Origin of the sequence: Falsiroseomonas tokyonensis (genome assembly GCF_019024325.1) — a bacterium.
Classification (GTDB): Bacteria; Pseudomonadota; Alphaproteobacteria; order Acetobacterales; family Acetobacteraceae; genus Falsiroseomonas; species Falsiroseomonas tokyonensis.
Window position 1 is genome coordinate 151,198 of record NZ_JAFNJS010000001.1, and the last position, 21,963, is coordinate 173,160.

The window sequence follows — 21,963 nt, forward strand, 5'->3', positions numbered from 1 at the left end:
CCTCCGGCCGGGGGCGGTGCATGGCCCCCGGCCCGGGCGGTGCATGGCCGAGATTTCAGGCACGACAGCGGATGGACACCGCCGTAAGCCACCCTTTATATGCTCCGCAGCGCCATTTCCGGCAGAAGAGGCTTTCGTGCCCGTCGCGCAAGCGTCTGGCCCTCGACCCGCCGGTCTGGAGCGAAGGTTTGCGGGTAAGTGGGTCGCCTGGCGGGTCTTCCGCAAGGCCCGGCAAGCGGTCTCGGACAACGGTTCCAGCCGGCTCGGGCCCGGACGGGTGGCAATACGGGTGGGTAGAGCCGCAAGCGGCAGGCGGAAAAGGACGACGAGATGGCCGAAACAATGGTGTCCCCTGGGGTAGCCCCGGCTGGATCCGCCCAGCATGGTGCGCCCCATGGTGCCCCCCATGGTGCTGCGGCAGGCGAGACGCGCCGCGACTTCCTGATGCTGACCACCGGCGCCTTCGCGGCGGTCGGCGTCGGCGCGGTGGTCTGGCCCTTCATCAGCTCGATGAACCCGGCACGGGACGTGCTGGCCCTGGCCTCGACCGAAGTGGACCTGACGCCGATTGCGGTCGGCCAGGCGGTGACCGTGGTCTGGCGCGGCAAGCCGGTCTTCGTGCGCCACCGCACGGCGGAGGAGATCCAGGCCGCGCGCGCCACGCCGCTGTCGCAGCTGAAGGACCCGGCGACGGACCAGAGCCGGGTGCAGCGGGACCAGTGGCTGGTCGTGGTGGGCGTCTGCACGCATCTGGGCTGCGTGCCGCTCGGCCAGAAGCCGACCGATGCCAGGGGTGAATACCAAGGCTGGTTCTGCCCCTGCCATGGCAGCCACTACGACACCTCGGGACGCATCCGCCTCGGCCCGGCGCCGCTGAACCTTGCGGTTCCCGAATACAGCTTCACCTCCGACACGCAAATCAGGATCGGCTGAGCGCGGCTGGGCGCGGTATCGTCCGCGCCCGCCCTCAACCTCCACTGGGGAGCCAGGCAAGATGGCCATCGGCCTTCACGACAGCACCATCAAGAACCCCGTGCTCCGCTGGGTCGACCAGCGGCTGCCGGTGTTCACCATGATGCAGAAGGAATACGGGACGTTCCCGACGCCCCGGAATTTCAACTACTTCTGGAACTTCGGCGCCCTCGCCATGGTCACGCTGATGATCATGATCGCGACCGGCATCTTTCTGGCGATGAACTACACGCCGCACACGTCCTATGCCTTCGACAGTGTCGAACGCATCATGCGGGACGTGAACTACGGCTGGCTGATCCGCTATGTGCACATGAACGGCGCCTCGATGTTCTTCATCGTGGTGTTCATCCACATCTGGCGCGGCCTGTATTACGGGTCCTACAAGGCGCCGCGGGAGCTGCTGTGGATCCTCGGCGTGGTGATCTTCCTGCTGATGATGGCCACCGCCTTCATGGGCTACGTCTTGCCTTGGGGCCAGATGTCCTTCTGGGGCGCCACCGTCATCACCAACCTGTTCTCCGCCTTCCCGCTGGTGGGCGAGCACATCGTGACCTGGCTCTGGGGCGGCTTCTCCGTCGACAATCCGACGCTGAACCGCTTCTTCAGCCTGCACTACCTGATGCCCTTCGTGATCGCCGGCGTGGTCTTCCTGCACGTGGCCGCGCTGCACATCACCGGCTCCAACAACCCGCTGGGCATCGACCCGAAGGGCCCGCAGGACACCCTGCCCTTCCACCCCTACTACACGGCGAAGGACAGCGTCGGGCTGATCGTCTACTTCATCGTCTTCGCCTTCCTGGTGTTCTTCATGCCGAACTACCTCGGCCACCCGGACAACTACATCCCGGCGAACCCGCTGGTGACGCCCGCGCATATCGTGCCGGAATGGTACTTCCTGCCCTTCTACGCCATTCTCCGGGCCGTTCCGGACAAGCTCGGCGGCGTGCTGCTGATGTTCGGCTCCATCGCGGTGCTGTTCATCCTGCCCTGGCTCGACACCTCCCCGGTGCGCTCCATGCGCTTCCGCCCGGTGGCGAAGTGGGCGCTGTTCCTCTGGCTCATCGCCTTCTTCGTGCTGATGTGGGCGGGCGGCAAGCCGGCGGAGGAGCCGTATGTGACGATCTCCCGCATCGCCACCGCCTATTACTTCGCCTACTTCCTGGTGATCCTGCCCCTGCTTGGCCGCCTTGAACGGCCGTTGTCGCTGCCCGAGAGCATCGCCATGCCTGTCCTCCGCGGTGGCGGACCGGTGATGGCGGGCGCCGCGGCGAAGCCGATGGAGAAGGCCTGATGCGCGCTGTCCGCAACCTGATCGGCGCCCTGGCCCTGGGCGCCGTGGCCAGCCTCGGCGCCGTGCTGCCCAGCCCGGCCCGCGCGGCGGGGGAGGCGATTGCCATCCCGGACGCCAATTTCGGCTTCGCCGGCTTCTTCGGCACCTTCGACCGCGGCGCCGCCCAGCGCGGCCTGCAGGTCTACAAGGAGGTCTGCTCGGCCTGCCACGGCATGTACCACCTGTCCTACCGCAACCTGCTGGAGATCGGGCTGAGCGAGGACCAGGTGCGCGCCCTGGCCGGCACCTTCACCGTGATGGACGGGCCGAACGATACGGGCGAGATGTTCGAGCGCCCGGCCCGCCTGTCCGACCGCTTCCGCCGGCCCTTCGCCAATGAACTGGCGGCGCGTGCCGCCAACAACGGCGCCTATCCGCCGGACCTCTCGGTGATGGCCAAGGCGCGGCCGAATGGCGCCAACTACCTGCACGCCCTGCTGACCGGCTATGTCGATCCGCCGGCCGGCTTCACCGTGGCCGATGGCATGTACTACAACGCCTATTACCCGGGCCATCAGATCGCCATGCCGCCGATCCTGAACCCGGACCAGGTGACCTATGCCGATGGCACCGCCGCGACGGTGGACCAGATGGCCCGCGACGTCGCCACCTTCCTCGCCTGGGCGGCGGAGCCGGAGACCGAGCAGCGCCGCGCCATGGGCGTGAAGATGATCCTGTTCCTGATCGTCCTCGGCGGCCTGACCTATGCGGTGAAGCGCAAGGTCTGGGCGGATGTGAAGCACTGAAGCCGAGCCCCCGGGCCGGTTTCCGGAAGGGCCGCTCCCGCCAGGGGGCGGCCCTTTCTGCTTTCCGGGCCCCATTGTAGAAGCCCCGCGCAGCCAGGAGCCTCCGCATGTCCGAAACCGTCACCCCCGTCATCGGCCTGATCGGCGGCTCCGGCCTGTACGATCTGCCGGGGCTGCAGCAGCGCGAATGGAAGCGCATCGAAAGCCCCTGGGGGGAGCCCTCGGACGAGATCCTGCATGGCACGCTGTCCGGCGTGCCGGTGCGCTTCCTGCCGCGCCATGGCCGCGGCCACCCCACCCCGCCCTCCCGCCTGAACTACCGCGCCAATATCGATGCGATGAAGCGGGCGGGCTGCACCGAGATCATCTCCCTCTCTGCGGTGGGATCGCTGAAGGAGGAGCTGCCCCCGGGCCACTTCGTCATCGTCGACCAGTTCATCGACCGCACCTTTGCGCGGGAAAAATCCTTCTTCGAGACCGGCTGCGTCGGCCATGTCTCGGTGGCCCATCCGGTCTGCCCGCGGCTCGGCGATGCGCTGGAGGCCTCGGCCCGCAAGCTGGGCCTGCCGGTGACGCGCGGCGGCACCTACATGGTGATGGAAGGCCCACAATTCTCGACCAAGGCGGAAAGCCTGCTGTATCGCAGCTGGGGCTGCAGCGTGATCGGCATGACGAACATGCCGGAGGCGAAGCTGGCGCGGGAGGCGGAGCTTTGCTACGCGACCGTCGCCATGGTGACCGACTTCGACTGCTGGCACCCGGACCATGATGCGGTGACGGTGGACCAGGTGGTGAAGGTGCTGTTCGGCAATGCCGACCTGGCGCGCGGGCTGGTCGCCGATGTGGTGCCGGGCCTCGGCGCGCCGCGCGGCCACTGCCCCGCCGGCTGCGACCGCGCGCTGGACCATGCGCTGATCACGGCGCCGGAAAAGCGCGACCCGGCGCTGATGGCGAAGCTGGATGCGGTGGCCGGGCGGGTGCTGCGGGCCGCCTGACCGGTGCCCGCGCGGCTGCTGCGCCCGCTGGCGCCGGCCATCCTCTTCGCGCATCGCCTGGTGGCGGACCGGCGCAGCGAGGCCAGCGACCGCCATTTGGCCTATGCGCTGGCCTTCATCGCCGGCGCGATCAATGCCGGCGGCTTCTTCGCCGTCGGGCACTATACCTCCCACATGTCGGGCATTGTCTCCGCCGTCGCGGACCATGCGGCGCTCGGCCATTGGCCGCTGGCCGGGGCCGGGCTGGCGGCGGTGCTCTGCTTCGTGCTGGGCGCCGCCACCTCCGCCTGGCTGATCAACTGGGGCCGGCGGCACGAATCCACCGCGCAATATGCCCTGCCGCTGCTGCTGGAGGGGGTGCTGCTGGCGGGCCTTGGCGCGGCCGGCATGGTCTGGGGCGGCGGGGTGCCAGGGGCGTTGAGGGGGGCGTTGACGGTGGCGGTGGCGCTGCTCTGCTTCCTCATGGGGCTGCAGAACGCCACGATCACCAAGGTCTCCGGCGCCCGGCTGCGCACCACCCATGTGACCGGCATCGTCACCGACATCGGCATCGAGCTGGGCAAGCTGGGCTACTGGAACCGCGGCGGGCTGGGTCCGGCGGTGCGCGCCGATCGCGCGAAGCTGCGGCTGCTGGGCGCCATGCTCTGCGCCTTCCTGGCGGGCGGCACGCTGGGCGCGCTGGGCTTCAGCCAGTTCGGCGCCGCGGCCGCGCTGCCGCTGGCGCTGCTGCTGGGCCTGCTCGGCACGGCCCCCGCGGCGGCGGCCGTGCTGCGGCGGCGGGCGGGCTGAGCTAGTCCTTCACTTCCTCCAGCCGCACCGCCAGCTCGCCGGACTGGGCCGCGCCCTCCCGCTTCCGGCGGCGCAGCACCAGCGGCACCACGAAGACCACCAGGGCCAGCAGCGCAATGACCCAGAAGGGATAGGTCGGCTGCGCGCCGCCCGGGCTCCAGATCGGGATCATGATCAGCAGGGCCAGGCAGATGCCGGAGGTGATGTAGTAGCCGAGCATGGCGTCAGCTCCCCAATGCTTGGGTCAGAGATGTTTGGCGAAGAAGGCGAGCGTGCGGGCCTGGGCCACATCGGCATCGGCCGGCTTGTAGGAGCCGCGCTCCTCGCAGCCGAATCCATGGCCGGCGCCCTGATAGACGAAGATCTCGACGCCCGGCTGCGCCTGGCGGATCAGTTCGACATCCGACATCGGGATGGAGGCATCGACCTCGCCGAAATGCAGCTGCACCGGGCAGGCGGGCTTTTCCGTGCGGGTTCCGGCGATGCCACCGCCATACCAGCCGCAGGCGGCCTTGAAGCTGTGGCTGCGCGTCGCGCCCCACCAGGCGATGGTGCCGCCCCAGCAATAGCCGACGATGCCGCGCGCGGCCGTGCCCGGCAGGGCGGCGGCGGCGGCCTCGATGTCCAGCATCGTGTCCTTCTCATCGACCTTGGCGCGCAGGTCGCGGCCGCGGGCCACATCCTCCGCCGCATAGCCGAGCTCGACGCCGCGCTCGACGCGGTCGAACAGCGCCGGGCAGACCACCGCATAGCCTTCGGCCGCGAAAGCGTCGCAGACATGCCGCATATGGCGGTTCACGCCGAAGATTTCCTGCACCACCACCAGGGCACGCTTCGCATCGGCGGGGCCGGCGCGATAGGCATTCAGGCGATGGCCATCGGCGGCCTTGAGCTCGATCTGCATGACGTTTCCCGCGCAGGTTCAGCACGGTAGTGTTCCCTTATGGGCAAACTCGTCAACCTCAACCATGCGCGCAAGGCGCTGGCGAAGCGGCAGGCGGAGGCGGAGGCCGCCGCGAACCGCGTGAAGCACGGCCGCACCAAGGCGGAGAAGCTGGCCGATCGCGCGGCGGAGGCGCGGCGCGCGGCGCTGCTGGATGGCGCGAAGCGGGAATCCGCGGAAGACTGAGTGGATGGACAGCACCGCTTACGACCCCGCCACCGATGGCTGGCAGATCGTCACCCCCTCCGGCCTGCCGGAGACCGCGAACCCACTCTGGCAGCGCGGCGCCGAATACGGTTTTGCGGCGCGCCCGGACCACGCCAATGGCCGCGGCGTCATCCATGGCGGCATCCTCGCCACCTTCATGGACCATACGCTGGGGCTGATCGTGCGCGCCGCGACCGGCGGCGGCATCAACCTGGCCACCATCCAGCTCGACCTGCACTACCTGGCGGCCGCGAAGCCGGGGCAGTTTCTGGTGGGCGCGGGGGAGATCACGCGGCAGACCCGCAGCGTGGTCTTCGTGCGTGGCACGCTGCGCGCCGGCGATACGGCGGTGATCGCGGCCACCGGCATCTGGAAGCTGCTGGCCCCCCCGCGGTGACGCTCGGCCCATACCTGGGCTAGAAGGCGGGCCGCGACAGACGGAGAGAATCCATGAAAATCACCTGGTTCGGGCACTCGGCCTATCGCCTGGAATTCGCCAATTCGGTGGTGCTGATCGACCCCTTCCTGACCGGCAACCCGGTCTTCCAGGGCGATGCCGAGGCGGCCAGCGCGGGCGCCACCCACATCCTGCTGACGCATGGCCACAGCGACCATGTCGGCGACACGCTGGCGATCCACCAGCGGACGGGCGCCAAGGTGGTGGCGAATTTCGAGATCTGCATGTGGCTGGCCCGCCAGGGGCTGAAGGCCATGGACCCGATGAACACGGGCGGCACCACGCAGCAGGACGATTTTGCGGTGACGCTGACCATCGCCTTCCATTCCTCGGCGGTGATGGACGAGAACGGCGTGACCCAGGACCTCGGCCTGCCCGGCGGGCTGGTGATCACGCCGAAGGCCAAGGGCGAGCCGGTGGTCTATCACATGGGCGATACCGAGGTGTTCGGCGACATGGCGCTGATCGGGGAGCTGCACAGCCCGACGGTGGCGATGGTGCCGGTGGGCGACCGCTTCACCATGGACGGCAAGCGCGGCGCGCTGGCGGTGAAGCGCTTCCTGCCCAGCGTCACCACCGCCATCCCCTGCCACTTCGGCACCTTCCCGATGATCGCGCCGGATGCCTCGGTCTTCGAGCGGGAGATGGCGGGCGCCAAGGCCCGCGTGCTGGTGCCGGAAAAGGGCGTGGCCTTCACGCTGTAGGGATCGCCGCCATCACCTCCTCCGCCAGCGCGAGGGAGGCCGTCAGCCCCGGGCTCTCGATGCCGAAGAGGTTCACGAGGCCCGGCACGCCATGGGTGGCCGGACCCTGGATGACGAAGTCCTGGCCCGGCGCGCCCTGCGGCACCGTCTTCGGGCGGATGCCGGAATAGCCCGGCGCCAGCGCGCCATCCGGCAGGGCGGGCCACCAGCGGCGGATGCTGTCGTAGAACAGCTCCCCCCGCCGCGGGTCCACATTGTAGTCGATGCGGTCGACCCATTCGACATCCGGCCCGAAGCGCGCCTGGCCGCCGAGGTCGATGGTCAGGTGGGTGCCCAGGCCACCCGGCACCGGCACCGGGTAGATCAGCCGGCTGAAGGGCGATTTCATCGTCAGGCTGAAGTAGTTGCCCTTGGCGTAGAAGGCGCCGGGGATGTGCTGTTCCGGCATGCCCGCGATCCGCCGCGCCAGGCCCGGCGCATGCAGGCCGGCGGAGTTCACTAGCAGGTTGCAGGACAGCGCCATGGGCTCTGCCCCGCCCACCTCCAGCTCGATCCGCGCGCCGGCCACGCGGCCCTGCAGCACCGGCGCGTGGAAGGCGAACATGGCGCCCGCATCCTCGGCATCGCCCTGAAGCGCCAGCATATAGGCATGGCTGTCGATGATGCCGGTGGAGGGTGAGACCAGCGCCGCCGTGCAGGACAGGGACGGCTCGATCGCCCGCGCCTCATCCCCCGAGATGAAGCGCAAATCGTCCACGCCATTGGCGGCGGCGCGCTGGCGGATGCCTTCCAGCTGCTCGGCCTCCGCCTGGCTGGTGGCGACGATCAGCTTGCCGCAGTTGCGATAGGGCACGCCGTGGCTGTCGCAGTATTCGTAGAGCTTCCACTTGCCGGCGACGCAGGTCTTCGCCATCAGGCTGCCGGCCTTGTAGTAGATGCCGGCGTGGATCACCTCCGAATTGCGGGAGGAGGTCTCGGTGCCGATGCCCTCCGCCGCGTCCAGCACCAGCACCTCCCGCCCCGCCTGGGCCAGCGCCCGGGCCACGGCGAGGCCGACGACGCCCGCCCCCACCACCACGCAATCCACCTGGTCCATGCTGCTCCCCCGAGGCTTTGGGGATGGGTATGGCAAAACGCGGCGCGGGGCGAGGGGGCCCGCGCCGCTTCGTGAAGCGTCGCCAAGCTGGAAACGCCGCCCCGGCAGGCGCAGGATCGCGCCAAGTCCGATGGGAGGATGTCCATGTCGTTCTTCGCACGCCGTCGCGCCACGGCATTGCGGGCGGAGGCCGTCGCGCCCTCCCGCCGCCAGCTGCTCGCTTTGGGCTGCGCCTGCTGCACCGCGCTGGCCGCGCCGGTCAGCCAGGCCGCCGCGCAGTCACCCGCGGTGCAGCAGCACCTGGCCCTGGCCCGCGCCGCGGCGGGGGATGACCTGACGCATCTGCTGCGGCTGGGGGAGGTCGCCGCTCCCACCCCCGGCCTGCGCCTGCCGACGCCGGATGAGCAGCGCGCCCGACCCACGCCGCCGCCGGCGCGCGCCTTCGACAACCTGGTCTTCCTGGGCAACCACTGGGTCAGCGCCTGGGCGCTGCTGACCTCCGACGGGATCATTGTGATCGACGGCATGGACCACGACGCCATGGCCGAGCGCGATATCGAGGGCGGGCTGCGCCGCATGGGGCTGGACCCCGCTCAGGTGAAGCTGATGATCGTGACGCATGGCCATGCCGACCATTATGGCGGCTGCGGCCACTTCACCCGCCGCTACGGCACCCGCGTGGTGATGAGCGAGACGGATTGGCAGATGCTGGATTCCGGCCGGCTGGAATTCGACCGGCCGGAGCTGGGCCGGCCGCCGCGCCGGGACATTTCCGTCGGCGACGGCAGCGAGGTGCGGCTGGGCGACACGGTGGTGCGCATCCTGTCCACGCCCGGGCATACCCGCGGCACCATCTCACCCATCATCGACCTGAAGCTGGGCGGTGCGACGCATCGGGCGCTGCTCTGGGGCGGCACCTCCTTCAACTTCGGCCGGCAGCCGGACAGGCTTCCGCGGCTGCAGAGCTATATCGACGGCACCGCCCGCGCCCGCCAGGTGGCGGGGGAGCAGGAGATCGACGTGTTCCTGTCGAACCACAGCAGCTTCGACCTGGCCATCCCGCGACTGGAGCGGATGCGCGATGGCGGGCCGAACCTCTTCGTCACCGGCGTGCCCGCGACGCAGCGCGCGCTGACCGTGATGCATGAATGCGCCCGGGCGACCATGGCTGCCTGGACGGCGTGAGGCTCACCCCTTCAGGCGCCGCCAGGCGGTGACCTGAAGGGCGGAGGCCTGCACATGCACCACCGCCGGCTTCGTGCGCGGCGCCAGCGCCGCATCCAGCACGGGCGCGATGTCGGATTCGCTGGCGATGGTGAAGCCCTCCGCCCCGAAGGCGCGGCCCCAGGCGGCGAAATCGGGGTTCACCAGGTCCGCCGCATCGGCGGTGTTCCGGCCGGGATAGCGGTTGGCGTGGTGCATGCCGATCGAGCCATAGGTGCGGTTGTCCGAGACCAGCAGCACCGGGGCCGCGCCATGGCGCATGGCGGTGGCGAGTTCATTGCCCGTCATCAGCGCGCCGCCATCGCCAGTCACGGCGATCACCTGCCGGCCCGGATGGCGGATGCTGGCGGCCACCGCCATGGGCATGCCCGCGCCCATCCCGCCGACCGCGGAGCCCAGGAAGATCTGGCCCGGCCGGAAGGGAATGTGGCGGTGCACGAAGCTGGTGAAATTGCCGGCATCGGTGGTGAGCACCGCATCCGCCGTCATCCGCTCCGCCACCGCAATGCAGACGGCGGAGAAATTCACGCCATCCGGCGCCGGGTCCCAGCGCGGCGCCGTCAGGTCCCGGTGCAGCCCGTGCAGCCGCGCGATCCAGGCGGCGCGGCCAGGGGGAGTCGGCGGCGTGCGGCGGGCAAGCAGCGCCTCCACCAGCAGCGCCGGGTCGCAGGCCATGGGCAGGTCGGCGCGGAAGACGCGGTTGAGCTCGGAGGGGTCGGGCCAGACATGCACCAGCGGGATCTGCGGGTCGGGCGCGGTCGGCCAGGTGTAGGATTGGCTGACCACATCGGTCATCCGCTCGCCCAGCGCCACCAGCAGATCGGCCTCGCGTAGCGCCGCCATCAGCGGCGGCTGCACGCGGTTGCCGATATAGCCGGCATAGTTGGGGTGGTGGCTGTCGAACAGGTGCGGGCGGCGATGCGTCGGCGCCACCGGCAGTGACCATTCCTCCGCCAGGCGCTTCAGCGCGGAGAGCGCCGCGGGCGGGCCATCCATGGCGCCACCGACCAGCACCACCGGGCGCTGCGCGGCGGCCAGGCGCTTGGCCAGCTCCTCCACCTGCGCCGGCGCGGGGCCGGGCGTCGCGCGGATGCGCGGCTTGGCGAGCGGAATCTGCGTGGCGTCGTCGTCCAGCACATCCTCCGGCAGTACCACCGCCACGGGGCCGGGCGTGCCGGATTCGGCAAGGTGGAAGGCGCGCGCGATCGCCTCGCTGGCCTGCACCGCCATGTCCACGGGAATCACGGCCTTCACCGTATCCGCCAGGTACTTTTCGTAATTCTGCTCCTGAAGGGCGCCCCTGCCACGGTCGCGGCGCTCCACCTGGCCGATCAAAAGCACCATCGGGATGGCGTCGTGGAAGGCCGTGTGCAGGCCGATCATGGCGTTCGACACGCCAGGGCCGCGCGAGACCATGCAGACGCCGGCGCGCCCGGCGCGCATGCGGCCATCGGCGGCGGCCATATAGGCGGCGCCACCTTCATGCCGGCACACCACCAGCTTCAGCGCCGGCACATCCACCAGCGCATCCGTCAGCCCGAGAAAGCTTTCGCCCGGCACGCAGTACAACAGATCCACGCCATGCGCGGCGAGGCTTTCGGCGACGAGCCTTCCAACGCTGCGCGTCATTCCGCGGCGGCCTTCGCGGCATTGCCGCGCCAGACCGGTGTCAGCCAGGGGCGATACTTTTCGATCCTGCCGCGCACCGCGTCGTTGTAGAGCTGCTGCAGCTTCCGGGTGACGGCGCCCGGCGTGCCGTCGCCGATGTCGTAGTGGTCGATCGAGACCATCGGCAGCACCTCGGCGCCGCTGCCGCAGAAGAAGGCCTCATCGGCGACATAGAGCTCCGAGCGGTCGACATCACGCTCCACCACCTCCATGCCCAGCTCCTCCCGCGCCAGCTCCATCAGCGTCTCCCGCGTGATGGATTCCAGGATGTCGGCGGTGACGGGCGGGGTGATGAGCTTGCCGTGGCGCACGATCATCACGCAGGCGCCGGGGCCTTCCGCGACTTTGCCGGCCGCGTTCAGCATCACCGGCGGGCCCATGCCGTTCATCCGCGCCTCGATATAGGCGAGGCGGGAGTTGTGATAGTTCGCGCCCGACTTGATGCGGGAAGGCGACGACAGGTCGCTGTTGCGGCGCCAGGTGCTGATGGCGCTTTTCACGCCGGTCTCCTGCACCTTCTTCGACGGCATGGAGAAGGCCAGGATGAAGAAGCCGGTGCGGATCTCGCTGGGCAGATAATGGGTCAGCTCGCCTTCCGCGAAATAGACCACGGGGCGGTAGTGGATCGTCTCCCGGTAGTTGCAGGCGCGGATGAGCTCCAGGCTCGCCGCCTCGATCTCCGCATCGCTGTACGGGATCGTCATGCGCATGATTCGCGCGCCCTGGCGCAGGCGGGCGATGTGGTCGGCGTGGCGGAAGGTGTAGAGTTCCTGATGGTCTTCGTTCCAATAGGCGCGGATGCCCTCGAAGACATTCTCGCCGCGCAGCACGCATTCGGTGGAGATATGCATGGTGGCATTGGCCCAGGGCACCAGCTTGCCGTCGAGCCAGGCGTAATCCGCCGTCTTGCTCATGGGGTGGTCTCCTCCGGATAGGTGATGTCGATCAGCAGATTGCCGTGGATGTCGCGCGTCACATGCGCGTCGGGGCCGAGCACCACGGTGGATTCGCGCTCCTCCACCACGGCGGGTCCGGCGATGCGTTCGCCCACGGGCAGGCGGTAGCGGTCATAGACGGCGCAGGGGGCGAGGCCGGTGGCGGCGAACCACACCTTGCGATGCCCCTTCAGCGCCGGGCCTTCGCCCTTCGGTGGCGTGAAACCTTCCGGCACCGCGGGGCGGCTGGCGGTGGCATGCAGGCGCCAGGAGAGCACCTCCATCGCCACGCCCGTGATGCGCCGGTCGAAGAGCTGGAAATAGGTTTCGCGGAAGGCGTGCTCCACCGCCGCGGCATCCGCCGCGTCGGGGACCGGCACGCTGATATCGAAACCCTGGCCGGCATAGCGCATGTCCGCGCTGCGGCGGAACGTCACGTCGCCTTCGGCCGCGCCGGCATCCAACAGCATGGCGCGGGCCTCCGCCTCCATTTCCGCAAATTTTCCAGCGACGCCGTCCCAGTCCACCGCCGTCAGCCGCTGCACGCCGGAGCGCACCAGGTCGATGGCGGGTGCCGCGACGAGAAAGCCGAGCGCGGAGGCGACGCCCGCGCCCTGCGGCACGATGACGCGGGACAGCTTCAGCAGTTTGGCCAGCCCATAGGCATGAACCGGACCGGCGCCGCCGAAGGCGAGCATGGCGTAGCGGCGGGGATCGCGGCCCTTCTCCGCCACATACATGCGCGTGGCGGCGGCCATGTTCTCGTTGACGATGCTGTGGATGCCGGCCGCGGCCTCCAGCGCCGTCATGCCGAGCTTCTGGCCGAGCTGCGTCTCCATCGCACGCTCCACCGCCGCCAGATCCAGCGCCATCTCGCCGCCCAGAAAATACTCCGGCGAGAGATAGCCCAGCAGCAGATCCGCATCCGTCACCGTCGGCTGCGTGCCGCCGCGCCCGTAGCAGACCGGGCCGGGCACAGAGCCCGCGGATTCCGGCCCGACGTTCAGCAGCCCCATCGCGTTCACATGCGCGATGGAGCCACCGCCGGCGCCGATCTCGATCAGGTCGATCACCGGCACCTTCAACGGCAGCCCCGACCCCTTGCGGAAGCGCCGCACCCGCGCCGCCTCGAAGGTCGAGGCATGTTCCGCCTCCCCCTTCTCGATCAGGCACATCTTGGCCGTTGTCCCGCCCATGTCGAAGGAGATCATGTCGGACACGCCGGCGATGCGGCCGTAATGCATCGCGGCCGTCGCACCCGCCGCAGGACCGCTCTCGATCAGCTGCACGGGATTGGCCCGCGCATAGCTGACCGATGCGATTCCGCCGGCCGAGAGCATCAGATGCAGCGGCCCGCCGAGGCCACGCCGGCGCAACTCCGCCTCCAGGCTCGCGAGATAGCGATCCATCAGCGGCAGGACATAGGCATTCACGCAGGCGGTATTCGCGCGCTCGTATTCACGGATTTCCGGCGCCACGTCGGAGGACAGCGTGACGGGCACGCCCGGCAGCTCCTCCGCCAGGATCGCGCCGATGCGGCGTTCATGCGCGGGGTCGAGGTAGCTGTGCAGCAGGCAGACCGCCACCGCCTCCACCGCATCCGCGCCCAAGGCACGCGCCGCGTCGCGTACCTCGGATTCAACCAGCGCCACCAGCTCGCGCCCGCGCGCATCGTGCCGCTGCGTCACCGCATGGCGGCGCGGCCGCGGCACCAGCGGCTCCGGCTTGTCGAGGAAGAGGTCGTAAAGGTCGTAGCGCATCTCCCGCCCCATCTCGAGGCTGTCGCGGAAGCCGCGCGTGGTCACCAGGCCGATGCGCGCGCCCTTGCGCTCGATGACGGTGTTGGTCACCAGCGTCGTGCCATGCACCACCTGGCGCACATCGCCGATGGCGGCGCCCGCCTCCGACAGGATCCGGGAGATGCCTTCGAGGATGGCGCGGCCGGGATCGTCCGGCGTGGTCAGCCGCTTGCCGGTCAGCACGCGGCCGGTGGCGTCATCCACCAGCACGAAGTCGGTGAAGGTGCCGCCGACATCCACACCGATGCGCAGCGGCTTCGAGACATCACTCATTCAGGCTTGATCCCCGCCGTCGTCACCACGTCGCGCCAACGCGCCGTCTCACTCACCAGCATGCTGCGAAAGTCATCGGGGCCGAGCTGCAGCCGCTCCAGCCCCAGCGCCGGCAGCCGGGCCTGCACCGTTTCCGTCGCCATCGACTTGTCGATCGCCTCGCGCAGCCGCGCCACGATGGGCGCGGGAATGCCGGCCGGGCCGAGCACGCCCCACCAGAAGCCGGCGACCAGGTCCACGCCCTGCTCGCGCAGCGTCGGCACATCCGGCATGGCGGCCAGGCGCTGCTCCGCCGCCACGCCGATCACCCGCATCTGCCCGGCGGCGACCAGCGGCGCGGCGGTGGCCATTGCCTGGATCATCGCCTGCACCGTGTTGTTCAGCACATCCGGCAGCGCCGCGCCGGTGCCGCGATAGGGCACATGCGTCACCTTCACGCCGCTGCGCATCTGCAGCAGCTCGATCATCAGATGCGTGCTGGTGGCGGTGCCGCCGGAGGCGACGTTCACCGCCTCCGGCCGCGCCTTGGCGGCCTCCAGCAGGTCCCGCGTGGTGCGGAAGGGCGAGCTGCTCGCCACCACCAGCAGCGCCGGCGCCACGCCGAGCGTCGCGATCGGCGTGAAATCCCGCGCCGTGTCGAAGGCCACGGGCTGGTTGTTGGCCGCCTGCACCGCCGGGATGGTCGCCAGCGGCGTATCGCCCAGCAGCAGGGTCAGCCCATCCGGCGGGCTGCGCATCACCGCCTCCGCGCCGATCTGGCTGCCGGCGCCGGCGCGGTTCTCCACCACCACGGGCTGGCCCAGCTCCGCGCCCAGCGGCGTGGCCAGCAGCCGGCCGAGCGTGTCGGAGCCACCGCCCGGCGCGAAGGGCACGATCATCCGCAGCGGCCGCGTCGGCCAGTTTGCCTGCGCGTGGGCTGCAAAGGGCGCAGCCGCGAAGGCGGCTGCCAGGGCACGGCGGGTGAGCTTCATTGTCATTGGTTTTTCCTCCCGTAGTCGCGTTGCGCCCCCTCGGGCGTGACGTAACCATCGGCGATGTCCCGCTGCACCGCCACCGGGTCCCGCAAGGCGGGGTCGCCATAGCCGCCGCCGCCGCCGAGATGCATGGTCAGCCGGTCCCCCGGCGCCAGCATGGTGCGCGACTTCGGATGCGGCTTGCGGCCGTCCTGCAACTGCACCAGCGCCGGCGCCCCCGCCTGCGCGCCATCCAGCCCGCCCGCCGGGTGCTTCATGCGGTCCGAGATCAGCGAGAGGCGCACGGGCTGGTCGGTCATCACCTCCAGCTCGATCTCCTGGCCCAGCCCGCCGCGGAACTGCCCCGGCCCGCCGCTATCCGCCAACAGGTCCTTGCGCCAGACGAGGATCGGCGCGGAGGCCTCGAAAGCCTCGATGGAGCCGGAGCCCGAATTGGTCGGGAAGGCCGTGGTGTTCAGCCCGTCGCGCCCCTGTGTCGCACCCATGCCGCCGCTGCCGAACAGCACCTGGCTGAAGCGATCGCCGCGATCATCCTGGCCCGTATAGACCGGCCGTGGCGCCGGAGAGGCGCTGTCCGCCACCACCAGCCCCGGCGCGATCTGCGCCAGGCATTTGTACAGCGCGCCCGACAGGAACAGCCCCGTTAGATGCCGCGCATTCACCGCCGCCGGCCAGCGCGGATTGAGGATGGATCCCTCCGGCGCCGTCACGCCGATGGCGCGGTAGCTGCCCTCGTTGCGCGGCGTCATCGGGTCCAGCGCGCATTTCAGCGGATAGACCGTATAGGCGTAGGTGTAGTTCATCACGCTGTTTAGCCCGCGCGCGATCTGCGGCGAGGTGCCGGCGTAATCCACGCTGAGGCTGTCGCCCGCGATGGTCACCGCGCATTGGATGCGCGTCTCGGCCTCCTCATAGCCATCCGCGAAGACCGTGCCGTGCCAGGTGCCATCCGGCAGCGCCGCGATCGCCTGGCGCATCGCGCCATCCGCGCGCGCCTGCAGCGTCGCCGAGAGCGCCGTGAGATCCGCGAGGCCCGTATCGCCCAGGAATTCCACCACGCGCCGCGCACACACTGTGATCGCCGTGATCTGCGCCTGGATGTCGCCCATCACCTGGTCGGGCACGCGCACATTGCCGCGGATGAAGCGCACCACCTCCCGGTTCTCGCGCCCCTCCACCAGGAATTTTGTGGGCGGAATCCGCAGGCCTTCCTCGAAGACCTCCGTGCAATCGGCCGACCACAAGGTGCCGCCGATATCCGGCATGTGCGAAGTGGCACCCGCGAAGGCCACCAGCCTGCCCTGATGAAACACCGGCATCGCCGTGGTGATGTCCAGCAGATGCCCCGTGCCCATCCAGGGATCGTTGGTCATCAGCACATCGCCCGGCCGCAGCTCCTCCAGCGGATACTCGGCCAGCATGTGCTTCAGCGTACGCGGCAGAAGACCCACGAAACTCGGAATGCCGATGGAATTCTCCGCCAGGCTGTTGCCCTCCGCATCCATCAGCACCGTCGCGAAATCGTTGGACTCGCGGACGATGGTGGAAAACGAGGTCCGCAACAGCGCCGCCGCCGCCTCATCGGCGATCGAGATCAGCCGGCTCCACAGGATCTGCAGCGTGACGGGATCGAAGTGCATTTTTTTCCGAGATGCTCCGGCGGATCGCGGCAGTCTGCCGCCCGCTTGGCGCCCCCGGTAGCGATCCATTAGGGTGCGCCGCCATGAGCCTAACTCAAGGCGTCACCGCCCTCCCCCTCCAGGCCCTTCGCGCCTTCGATGCCGCCGCCCGCCACCTCAACATGGCCCGCGCAGCCGAGGAACTCGGCGTCACCCAAGGCGCCATCAGCCGCCAGGTGAAGGCCCTGGAAGAACAACTGGCCGAAACCCTGTTCCTGCGCGGCCCGCGCGGCCTGAAACTGACCGAGGCCGGGGACCTGCTGGCAGACTACGTGCGCCGCGGCCTGGAACAACTCGAAGCCGGCCTGTTCCGCATCGGCCAACCCCGGTCCCGCACCACCCTCGTCGTCAACGCCGCCCGCACCTTCGCCATGCGCGTGCTCGCCCCCCGTATCGCCGACTTCACCCGCGCCCATCCCTGGATCGAACTCCGCCTCGAAACCCACCGCTACTTCGCGCAACTCCACGGCGCCGATGTCGACGTCGCCATCCGCGCCGGCACCGGCGACTGGCCCGGCCACGTCGTGCGCCCCCTCACCCGCGAAGTGCTCTTCCCCGTCTGCGCGCCCGACTACCTGCCCGCCGGCACCCCCGCCGCTACCGCCATCCCCAACTCCACCCTGCTGCACTACGCCGAACGCCCCCACTGGCGAGACTGGCTGACCGCCGCAGGCCTCGACCCCGCCCTCGCCACCCCCGGCCCCCGCTTCGACGAAACCGCCCTCACCCTCGCCGCCGCGGAAGCCGGCCAAGGCCTCGCCGTCGCCTGGGGCATCCTCGTCGCCGACGCCATCCAGGCCGGCCGCCTGATCCGCCCCTTCCAACCCACCCTCGACGACGGCACCGGCTACCACCTGGTGATGACCGAACTCGCCTCCCGCCGCTCCACCGTCCACACCTTCTGCACTTGGCTCCAAACCGCCCTCACGCCTCGGCCGGATTGAGGCGGTCGGCGGCCGGAGGGGGCGGGTGGTGCGCTGGTGATCGCCAGGGGGCTTTGCCCCCCGGCACCCCCCACCAGGGTCGGACACATGTGTCCGACGTGCCTCCTGGACCTCAGGACCTTGAGTGGAAATGGAGAGGGGCCAGCGGGACCGCCTGACATGCGGTTCCTCCCCCCCCCCTCTCCATTTCCACTCATGAATCAAAGGGTTCCAAGGGGCCACTGCCCCTTGGCGGGAGGGTGCAGGGAGGGCGGAGCCCTCCTTGCAAACCACCAGCCCAACACCCACCCCGTCCCGGCCACCGACCGCCTCAGCCAGGCCGTGGTGTGTTGGCGGTTGCGGTGCTGGGCAGCAGGTGGGGGTGGAAGGTGGTGGTGATGGCGATGGTGCAGAGCAGTCCGATGGTGGCGTAGAGGGTGGTGGCTTGGGTGAAGCCGAGCCAGGCGATGGCGGGGCCGGACAGGACCAGGCCGATGGGCAGGCCGTAGACGGCCAGCATGCGCAGTCCCATGACGCGGCCGCGGTAGGGTTCGTCGGCGCAGCGCAGCAGGATGACGGACATCGGCACCATGGCGAAGGATTGGGTGAAGCCGATCACGGCCATCAGGGTCATGCCGGCGATGGGGTCCCGGATCTGGGCGAAGAGCATCAGCATGGGGAACCAGGCGAGGCAGGACAGCACCATGCTGCGGGCCGGTTTCAGGGCGGCGCCGCGGGCGATGACGACACAGGTGCCGGCCAGGGCGCCGCCGGCGAAGCAGGCGACGAGGGTGCCGAGGCCGCCCTGGTCCATTCCGTAGATTTCGCGCGCGACGTAGGGCAGCAGGCCGCCGGTGGTGGGGAAGGCGGCCAGGTTGACCAGGAAGGCCAGCAGCATGGTGGCGAGGAGCGGTGGGTTGCCGCGCACATGGGCGAAGCCGTCGCGCAGGTCGCGCCAGGGGGAGGCGCGGGCGACGGGGGGTCGGGTGGGGACGGCGACGCCGAGGGTGCGGGCCAGGCTGAACAGGTAAAGGCCGGTGACGACCAGGTAGGTGGGGCCGAGGCCGAGGGTCGCGACCAGTCCGGCGCCGGCCAGGGCGCCGGCGATGCGCGCGGAATCGGCGCTGCTGCGGGAGATGCCCATGGCCTGGGTCATCAGCGGTGGCGGCATGGTGGCGGCGATCAGGGCGCTGCGCAGGCCGAGGTCGGAGGGCCGCACCAGACCCATCATGGTGGCGATGACGAGGACCTGCGGGGCGCCGAGGGTGTTGGTGAGGGCCATGGCGGCGATGATGGCGGCCTGGGCGGCGTAGAAGCCGCGCATGGCGGAGAGGAGTTGGCGATGGCCGATGCGGTCGCCGGCCACGCCGAACATCGGGGCGATCAGCGTGCCGAGGTATTGCAGCGCGGCGAAGGCGGTGAGCCAGACGACGGAGCCGGTTTCCGTCAGGACGAACCAGCCGAGCACCAGGGTCTCGACCTCGAAGGCCCAGGAGGTGGCGAGGTCGGCCGGGAATTGCCGCCGGAAGCCCGGCTGCCGGAAGGGCGCGAGGGGCTTCACGCGCCGCGGGACTCCCGCCTCGTCACCTGGTTCGTTTCCTCCGATTCGCCACGAGTATGGGCGAATGGCGGAGGCGCGCCAGGGGCCGGGTCAGCCGCCCAGGAAGTCGCGGATGGCGGTGTCGTAGTGGCCGTCCCGCTGCCAGCGCTTGGTGGTGGCAGAATCCGGCAGGCCTTGCAGGTCCTTGGGTGCGGTGCCGTCGCGCAGCGCCTTGAGGGTGTCGTGCACGGCCTGCATGGCGGCGGGGAAGGTGGCGTGGCCTTGCAGGGCGATGCGGGCGCCGTGGCGGGCGAGATCGGCGGCACCGCCGAGGCCGGGCTTGGCGCTGCCGACGAGGAGGGGCAGGCCGGTCGCCTCGCGCAGCGCGGTGAGCTGGGCGAGGTCGGTGAGACCGGTGACGAAGATGCCGTCGGCGCCGGCCTCCGCATAGGCGCGGGCGCGGGTGACGGCGTCCTCGGTAGTGGTCACGGAGAGGGCGGAGGTGCGGGCGACAATCACCAGGCTGGGATCGGTGCGGGCGGCCAGCGCCGCGCGGATCTTGCCGAGGCCCTCGGCGAGGGGGAGGAGTTCGGTGCGGTCCGGGCCGTAGGGGCGCGGCAGCAGCGTGTCCTCGATGGTCAGGGCGGCAACGCCGGCGGTCTCCAGCTCCTCGACGGTGCGCATGACGGACAGCGCATTGCCGTAGCCGTGGTCGGCATCCACCAGCAGGGGTGGGGCGCCGGCGCGGGTGATGCGGCGGATGAGGTCGGCGAATTCGGTGAGGGTCAGGATGATGTGGTCGGGCGCGCCGAGCACGGCGAGCGAGGCGACGGAGCCGCCGAGGATCGCGGTCTCGAAGCCGAGATCGGCGGCGATGCGGCCGGAGATGGCGTCGAAGACGCTGGCGGGGTGCAGGCAGGCGGTGCCGGAAAGCACGGCCCGGAAGGCTTTCCGGCGCTCGGTCGCTGTCATGGTCGGGTCCTGTGGCGTTTCCGCCAGCAGGGTAGCGCGCCGCCGGGTGGCTGACAGCCCACCCGGCGGCGCCCTTCCCGCCCGGCCCGCCAAGGGCGGCGCCGGGCGGCGTGACGTGAACCCGGGGGGGGTTCAGCCCTGGCCGGACAGCGGCAGCGCCACGAAGGCATTGCCGGAGTCGCGGGCGACCTGCAGGGCGATGGCCGGGCGGCCTTCGCGGCGGGCGGCGGCCACGGCCTCCGTCACGTCGCGCGGGCTGTTCACCACGCGGTCGCCGACGCGCAGGATGATGTCGCCGGCGCGCATGCCGCGGGCCTCGGCGACGCTGCCGGGGTCAACGGCGGCCACCTGCACGCCCCGGTTGCCCTGGCCTTCCGCCTGGGGCGCGCCCTTGCCCTGGACGCTCGCGCTACCGCGCGGCGCCAGGCGCAGGCCGAGCGAGCCGGGGCGGGCGCCCTCAGGGCGGGCCTCGGCCTGCTGCTGCGGCTGCTCCCGCAGCCCGACCGTCACCGCCTGCTCGGTCCGGCTGCCGTCGCGCAGCAGGGCCAGGGTGGCGCGGCTATTGGGCTCGATCTCTGCCACCGCCAGCGCCAGGTCGCGCGGGCTGGTGATCTCCTTCCCGTCGATCCCCACCACCACGTCGCCGGCGCGCAGGCCGGCGCGGGCGGCCGGGCTGTCCGGCTCCACATTCGCCACCAGGGCGCCGTGCTGGTTGGGCAGGCGCAGCGCCGCGGCCAGCTCGCTGTCGATCGGCTGCATCGCCACGCCCAGCCAGCCGCGCGCCACCACGCCATCCCGCTGCAGATCGGCGATCACGTGCCGCGCCATGCGGGACGGCACGGCGAAGCCGATGCCGACATTGCCGCCGCCCGGCGCGTAGATGGCGGTGTTGATGCCCACCACCTCGCCATTCGCGTTGAACAGCGGGCCGCCGGAATTGCCCGGGTTGATCGGCGCATCGGTCTGGATGAAGTCGTCATAGGGCCCGGCGCCGATCTGCCGGCCGCGGGCGGAGACGATGCCCGCGGTGACGGACCCGCCGAGGCCGAAGGGATTGCCCATGGCCACCACCCAGTCGCCGATGCGGGTGGCGTCGCTGTCGCCCCAGGCCACGGTCGGCAGCGGGCTGCCGGCCTCCACCTTCAGCAGCGCCAGGTCGGTCTGCTGGTCGCGGCCGACGACGCGGGCCGGCATGTCGCGGCCATCGGCCAGTTCCACGCGGACATTGGTGGCATCGCCCACCACATGGTTGTTGGTGACGATGAAGCCGGCGGCATCGATGATGAAGCCGCTGCCCTGGCCCATGCGGGCGCGGCCCTGCGGCGCCGGCTGCTGGCCGGGGCGCTGCTGCTGCTGGAAGCGGCGGAAGAAGGGTTCCATGGGCGTGCCGCGCAGCTCGGGCGGGATTTCCGCCAGGGCGGCGGCCGGCGCCTCCCCGGTCACGGTCACGCGCACCACGGCCGGCGCCACGCGGGCGGCGAGGTCGCCGAAGCCGGCGGGGCCGGCCTGGCGCGGCAGGGTGATGGCGGTCTCGGCCGCCGGGGATTGGGCATGGCCGGCGAAGGGCAGCGCCGTCAGCGCGCTGGTGCCCAGCGCGAGGGACAGCAGCCCGGCGGCCAGGATTTTGCGCGAGCGGGGCAGCTTGGTCAGGGTGTTGCTCATGACGTGGTCCTCTGCGATGCGGGATAGGCCCGTAGTGGCGATCTAAGGGGCCCGGCTCACCGCCAGCTCGCG

Annotated in this window: 21 protein-coding genes; 10 read left to right on the forward strand and 11 right to left on the reverse strand. The window is 70.5% G+C overall.

Annotated features, from left to right (window positions below; all coding sequences use genetic code 11):
* Window positions 1-342: 342 nt before the first annotated feature.
* The 5 genes from petA to J3S20_RS00795 all read left to right on the forward strand — a co-directional run bounded on the left by petA (window position 343) and on the right by J3S20_RS00795 (window position 4,835).
* Complete coding sequence (gene petA, locus J3S20_RS00775; RefSeq protein WP_216835369.1) at window positions 343-933, forward strand: ubiquinol-cytochrome c reductase iron-sulfur subunit; 591 nt, start codon at window positions 343-345, stop codon at window positions 931-933.
* A gap of 61 nt (window positions 934-994) precedes the next feature.
* Window positions 995-2,266 (forward strand): cytochrome b, encoded by a 1,272-nt coding sequence (locus J3S20_RS00780; protein ID WP_216833779.1) that lies wholly within the window; start codon window positions 995-997, stop codon window positions 2,264-2,266.
* Window positions 2,266-3,051: a cytochrome c1 gene (locus J3S20_RS00785; RefSeq protein WP_216833780.1), complete on the forward strand. Its 786-nt coding sequence runs from the start codon at window positions 2,266-2,268 to the stop codon at window positions 3,049-3,051. The genes J3S20_RS00780 and J3S20_RS00785 overlap by 1 nt, the downstream gene beginning before the upstream one ends.
* Before the next feature lie 107 nt (window positions 3,052-3,158).
* A complete protein-coding gene (locus tag J3S20_RS00790) occupies window positions 3,159-4,046 on the forward strand; it encodes an S-methyl-5'-thioadenosine phosphorylase (protein WP_216833781.1) in 888 nt (295 codons plus the stop codon).
* Between the two features lie 3 nt (window positions 4,047-4,049).
* The gene (locus J3S20_RS00795; protein WP_343215127.1) at window positions 4,050-4,835 is read left to right on the forward strand and encodes a YoaK family protein; all 786 of its coding nucleotides are present in this window, start codon (window positions 4,050-4,052) and stop codon (window positions 4,833-4,835) included.
* A gap of 1 nt (window position 4,836) precedes the next feature.
* Here J3S20_RS00795 and J3S20_RS00800 read toward each other — a convergent pair whose 3' ends face one another.
* Both J3S20_RS00800 and J3S20_RS00805 read right to left on the reverse strand, forming a co-directional pair.
* The gene (locus J3S20_RS00800; RefSeq protein WP_216833782.1) at window positions 4,837-5,055 is read right to left on the reverse strand and encodes a hypothetical protein; all 219 of its coding nucleotides are present in this window, start codon (window positions 5,053-5,055) and stop codon (window positions 4,837-4,839) included.
* A 24-nt stretch (window positions 5,056-5,079) separates the two neighbouring features.
* The gene (locus tag J3S20_RS00805; protein ID WP_216833783.1) at window positions 5,080-5,739 is read right to left on the reverse strand and encodes a dienelactone hydrolase family protein; all 660 of its coding nucleotides are present in this window, start codon (window positions 5,737-5,739) and stop codon (window positions 5,080-5,082) included.
* Window positions 5,740-5,778: 39 nt separating this feature from the next.
* Between J3S20_RS00805 and J3S20_RS00810 the strand changes: the two genes are divergently transcribed.
* From J3S20_RS00810 to J3S20_RS00820, 3 genes are read left to right on the forward strand one after another with little or no spacing between them, the layout of a single operon-like run.
* Window positions 5,779-5,964 carry a DUF4169 family protein gene (locus J3S20_RS00810; RefSeq protein ID WP_216833784.1) on the forward strand — a complete coding sequence of 62 codons (186 nt, stop codon included), beginning with the start codon at window positions 5,779-5,781 and terminating at the stop codon, window positions 5,962-5,964.
* Between the two features lie 4 nt (window positions 5,965-5,968).
* Window positions 5,969-6,382, forward strand: a complete 414-nt coding sequence (locus tag J3S20_RS00815) for a PaaI family thioesterase (RefSeq protein ID WP_216833785.1) — start codon at window positions 5,969-5,971, stop codon at window positions 6,380-6,382.
* 53 nt (window positions 6,383-6,435) lie between these two features.
* On the forward strand, window positions 6,436-7,146 hold the full coding sequence (locus J3S20_RS00820) for a metal-dependent hydrolase (RefSeq protein WP_216833786.1): 711 nt from the start codon (window positions 6,436-6,438) through the stop codon (window positions 7,144-7,146).
* On the opposite strand, the gene J3S20_RS00825 is transcribed toward J3S20_RS00820, so the two are convergent.
* Window positions 7,136-8,242, reverse strand: a complete 1,107-nt coding sequence (locus tag J3S20_RS00825) for an NAD(P)/FAD-dependent oxidoreductase (protein WP_216833787.1) — start codon at window positions 8,240-8,242, stop codon at window positions 7,136-7,138. The two genes, J3S20_RS00820 and J3S20_RS00825, sit on opposite strands and share 11 nt — an antisense overlap.
* Before the next feature lie 144 nt (window positions 8,243-8,386).
* On the opposite strand from J3S20_RS00825, the gene J3S20_RS00830 reads away from it, so the two are divergent.
* Entirely contained in the window at window positions 8,387-9,427 is a 1,041-nt protein-coding gene (locus J3S20_RS00830) for an MBL fold metallo-hydrolase (protein WP_216833788.1), read from the forward strand.
* A gap of 3 nt (window positions 9,428-9,430) precedes the next feature.
* Here J3S20_RS00830 and J3S20_RS00835 read toward each other — a convergent pair whose 3' ends face one another.
* Genes J3S20_RS00835 through J3S20_RS00855 form a run of 5 tightly spaced genes read right to left on the reverse strand, consistent with a single transcriptional unit; the run spans window position 9,431 to window position 16,755 of the window.
* On the reverse strand, window positions 9,431-11,095 hold the full coding sequence (locus tag J3S20_RS00835) for a thiamine pyrophosphate-dependent enzyme (protein WP_216833789.1): 1,665 nt from the start codon (window positions 11,093-11,095) through the stop codon (window positions 9,431-9,433).
* Window positions 11,092-12,048 carry a branched-chain amino acid transaminase gene (locus J3S20_RS00840; RefSeq protein ID WP_216833790.1) on the reverse strand — a complete coding sequence of 319 codons (957 nt, stop codon included), beginning with the start codon at window positions 12,046-12,048 and terminating at the stop codon, window positions 11,092-11,094. Before J3S20_RS00840 ends, J3S20_RS00835 begins: the two co-directional genes overlap by 4 nt.
* Window positions 12,045-14,141 (reverse strand): hydantoinase/oxoprolinase family protein, encoded by a 2,097-nt coding sequence (locus J3S20_RS00845; protein ID WP_216833791.1) that lies wholly within the window; start codon window positions 14,139-14,141, stop codon window positions 12,045-12,047. Before J3S20_RS00845 ends, J3S20_RS00840 begins: the two co-directional genes overlap by 4 nt.
* Window positions 14,138-15,118 carry a Bug family tripartite tricarboxylate transporter substrate binding protein gene (locus tag J3S20_RS00850; RefSeq protein ID WP_216833792.1) on the reverse strand — a complete coding sequence of 327 codons (981 nt, stop codon included), beginning with the start codon at window positions 15,116-15,118 and terminating at the stop codon, window positions 14,138-14,140. Before J3S20_RS00850 ends, J3S20_RS00845 begins: the two co-directional genes overlap by 4 nt.
* Entirely contained in the window at window positions 15,115-16,755 is a 1,641-nt protein-coding gene (locus J3S20_RS00855; protein WP_216833793.1) for a hydantoinase B/oxoprolinase family protein, read from the reverse strand. Before J3S20_RS00855 ends, J3S20_RS00850 begins: the two co-directional genes overlap by 4 nt.
* Before the next feature lie 83 nt (window positions 16,756-16,838).
* Between J3S20_RS00855 and J3S20_RS00860 the strand changes: the two genes are divergently transcribed.
* Entirely contained in the window at window positions 16,839-17,738 is a 900-nt protein-coding gene (locus J3S20_RS00860; RefSeq protein WP_216833794.1) for a LysR substrate-binding domain-containing protein, read from the forward strand.
* 310 nt (window positions 17,739-18,048) lie between these two features.
* Here the strand turns inward: J3S20_RS00860 and J3S20_RS00865 are convergent, their stop codons facing one another.
* The 3 genes from J3S20_RS00865 to J3S20_RS00875 form a co-directional block, all read right to left on the reverse strand.
* Complete coding sequence (locus J3S20_RS00865) at window positions 18,049-19,278, reverse strand: MFS transporter (protein WP_216833795.1); 1,230 nt, start codon at window positions 19,276-19,278, stop codon at window positions 18,049-18,051.
* Window positions 19,279-19,368: 90 nt separating this feature from the next.
* Complete coding sequence (locus J3S20_RS00870) at window positions 19,369-20,229, reverse strand: isocitrate lyase/PEP mutase family protein (protein ID WP_216833796.1); 861 nt, start codon at window positions 20,227-20,229, stop codon at window positions 19,369-19,371.
* 132 nt (window positions 20,230-20,361) lie between these two features.
* Window positions 20,362-21,891, reverse strand: coding sequence for a Do family serine endopeptidase (locus J3S20_RS00875; protein ID WP_216833797.1), 1,530 nt, complete (start codon window positions 21,889-21,891; stop codon window positions 20,362-20,364).
* Window positions 21,892-21,963 lie beyond the last annotated feature (72 nt).

Bases quoted from the DNA above. Each gene is read 5' to 3' on its own strand.
- petA (WP_216835369.1), top strand. From the start codon at position 343: ATGGTGTCCCCTGGGGTAGCCCCGGCTGGATCCGCCCAGCATGGTGCG.
- J3S20_RS00780 (WP_216833779.1), top strand. From the start codon at position 995: ATGGCCATCGGCCTTCACGACAGCACCATCAAGAACCCCGTGCTCCGC.
- J3S20_RS00785 (WP_216833780.1), top strand. From the start codon at position 2,266: ATGCGCGCTGTCCGCAACCTGATCGGCGCCCTGGCCCTGGGCGCCGTG.
- J3S20_RS00790 (WP_216833781.1), top strand. From the start codon at position 3,159: ATGTCCGAAACCGTCACCCCCGTCATCGGCCTGATCGGCGGCTCCGGC.
- J3S20_RS00800 (WP_216833782.1), bottom strand. From the start codon at position 5,055: ATGCTCGGCTACTACATCACCTCCGGCATCTGCCTGGCCCTGCTGATC.
- J3S20_RS00805 (WP_216833783.1), bottom strand. From the start codon at position 5,739: ATGCAGATCGAGCTCAAGGCCGCCGATGGCCATCGCCTGAATGCCTAT.
- J3S20_RS00810 (WP_216833784.1), top strand. From the start codon at position 5,779: ATGGGCAAACTCGTCAACCTCAACCATGCGCGCAAGGCGCTGGCGAAG.
- J3S20_RS00815 (WP_216833785.1), top strand. From the start codon at position 5,969: ATGGACAGCACCGCTTACGACCCCGCCACCGATGGCTGGCAGATCGTC.
- J3S20_RS00820 (WP_216833786.1), top strand. From the start codon at position 6,436: ATGAAAATCACCTGGTTCGGGCACTCGGCCTATCGCCTGGAATTCGCC.
- J3S20_RS00825 (WP_216833787.1), bottom strand. From the start codon at position 8,242: ATGGACCAGGTGGATTGCGTGGTGGTGGGGGCGGGCGTCGTCGGCCTC.
- J3S20_RS00830 (WP_216833788.1), top strand. From the start codon at position 8,387: ATGTCGTTCTTCGCACGCCGTCGCGCCACGGCATTGCGGGCGGAGGCC.
- J3S20_RS00835 (WP_216833789.1), bottom strand. From the start codon at position 11,095: ATGACGCGCAGCGTTGGAAGGCTCGTCGCCGAAAGCCTCGCCGCGCAT.
- J3S20_RS00840 (WP_216833790.1), bottom strand. From the start codon at position 12,048: ATGAGCAAGACGGCGGATTACGCCTGGCTCGACGGCAAGCTGGTGCCC.
- J3S20_RS00845 (WP_216833791.1), bottom strand. From the start codon at position 14,141: ATGAGTGATGTCTCGAAGCCGCTGCGCATCGGTGTGGATGTCGGCGGC.
- J3S20_RS00850 (WP_216833792.1), bottom strand. From the start codon at position 15,118: ATGACAATGAAGCTCACCCGCCGTGCCCTGGCAGCCGCCTTCGCGGCT.
- J3S20_RS00855 (WP_216833793.1), bottom strand. From the start codon at position 16,755: ATGCACTTCGATCCCGTCACGCTGCAGATCCTGTGGAGCCGGCTGATC.
- J3S20_RS00860 (WP_216833794.1), top strand. From the start codon at position 16,839: ATGAGCCTAACTCAAGGCGTCACCGCCCTCCCCCTCCAGGCCCTTCGC.
- J3S20_RS00870 (WP_216833796.1), bottom strand. From the start codon at position 20,229: ATGACAGCGACCGAGCGCCGGAAAGCCTTCCGGGCCGTGCTTTCCGGC.
- J3S20_RS00875 (WP_216833797.1), bottom strand. From the start codon at position 21,891: ATGAGCAACACCCTGACCAAGCTGCCCCGCTCGCGCAAAATCCTGGCC.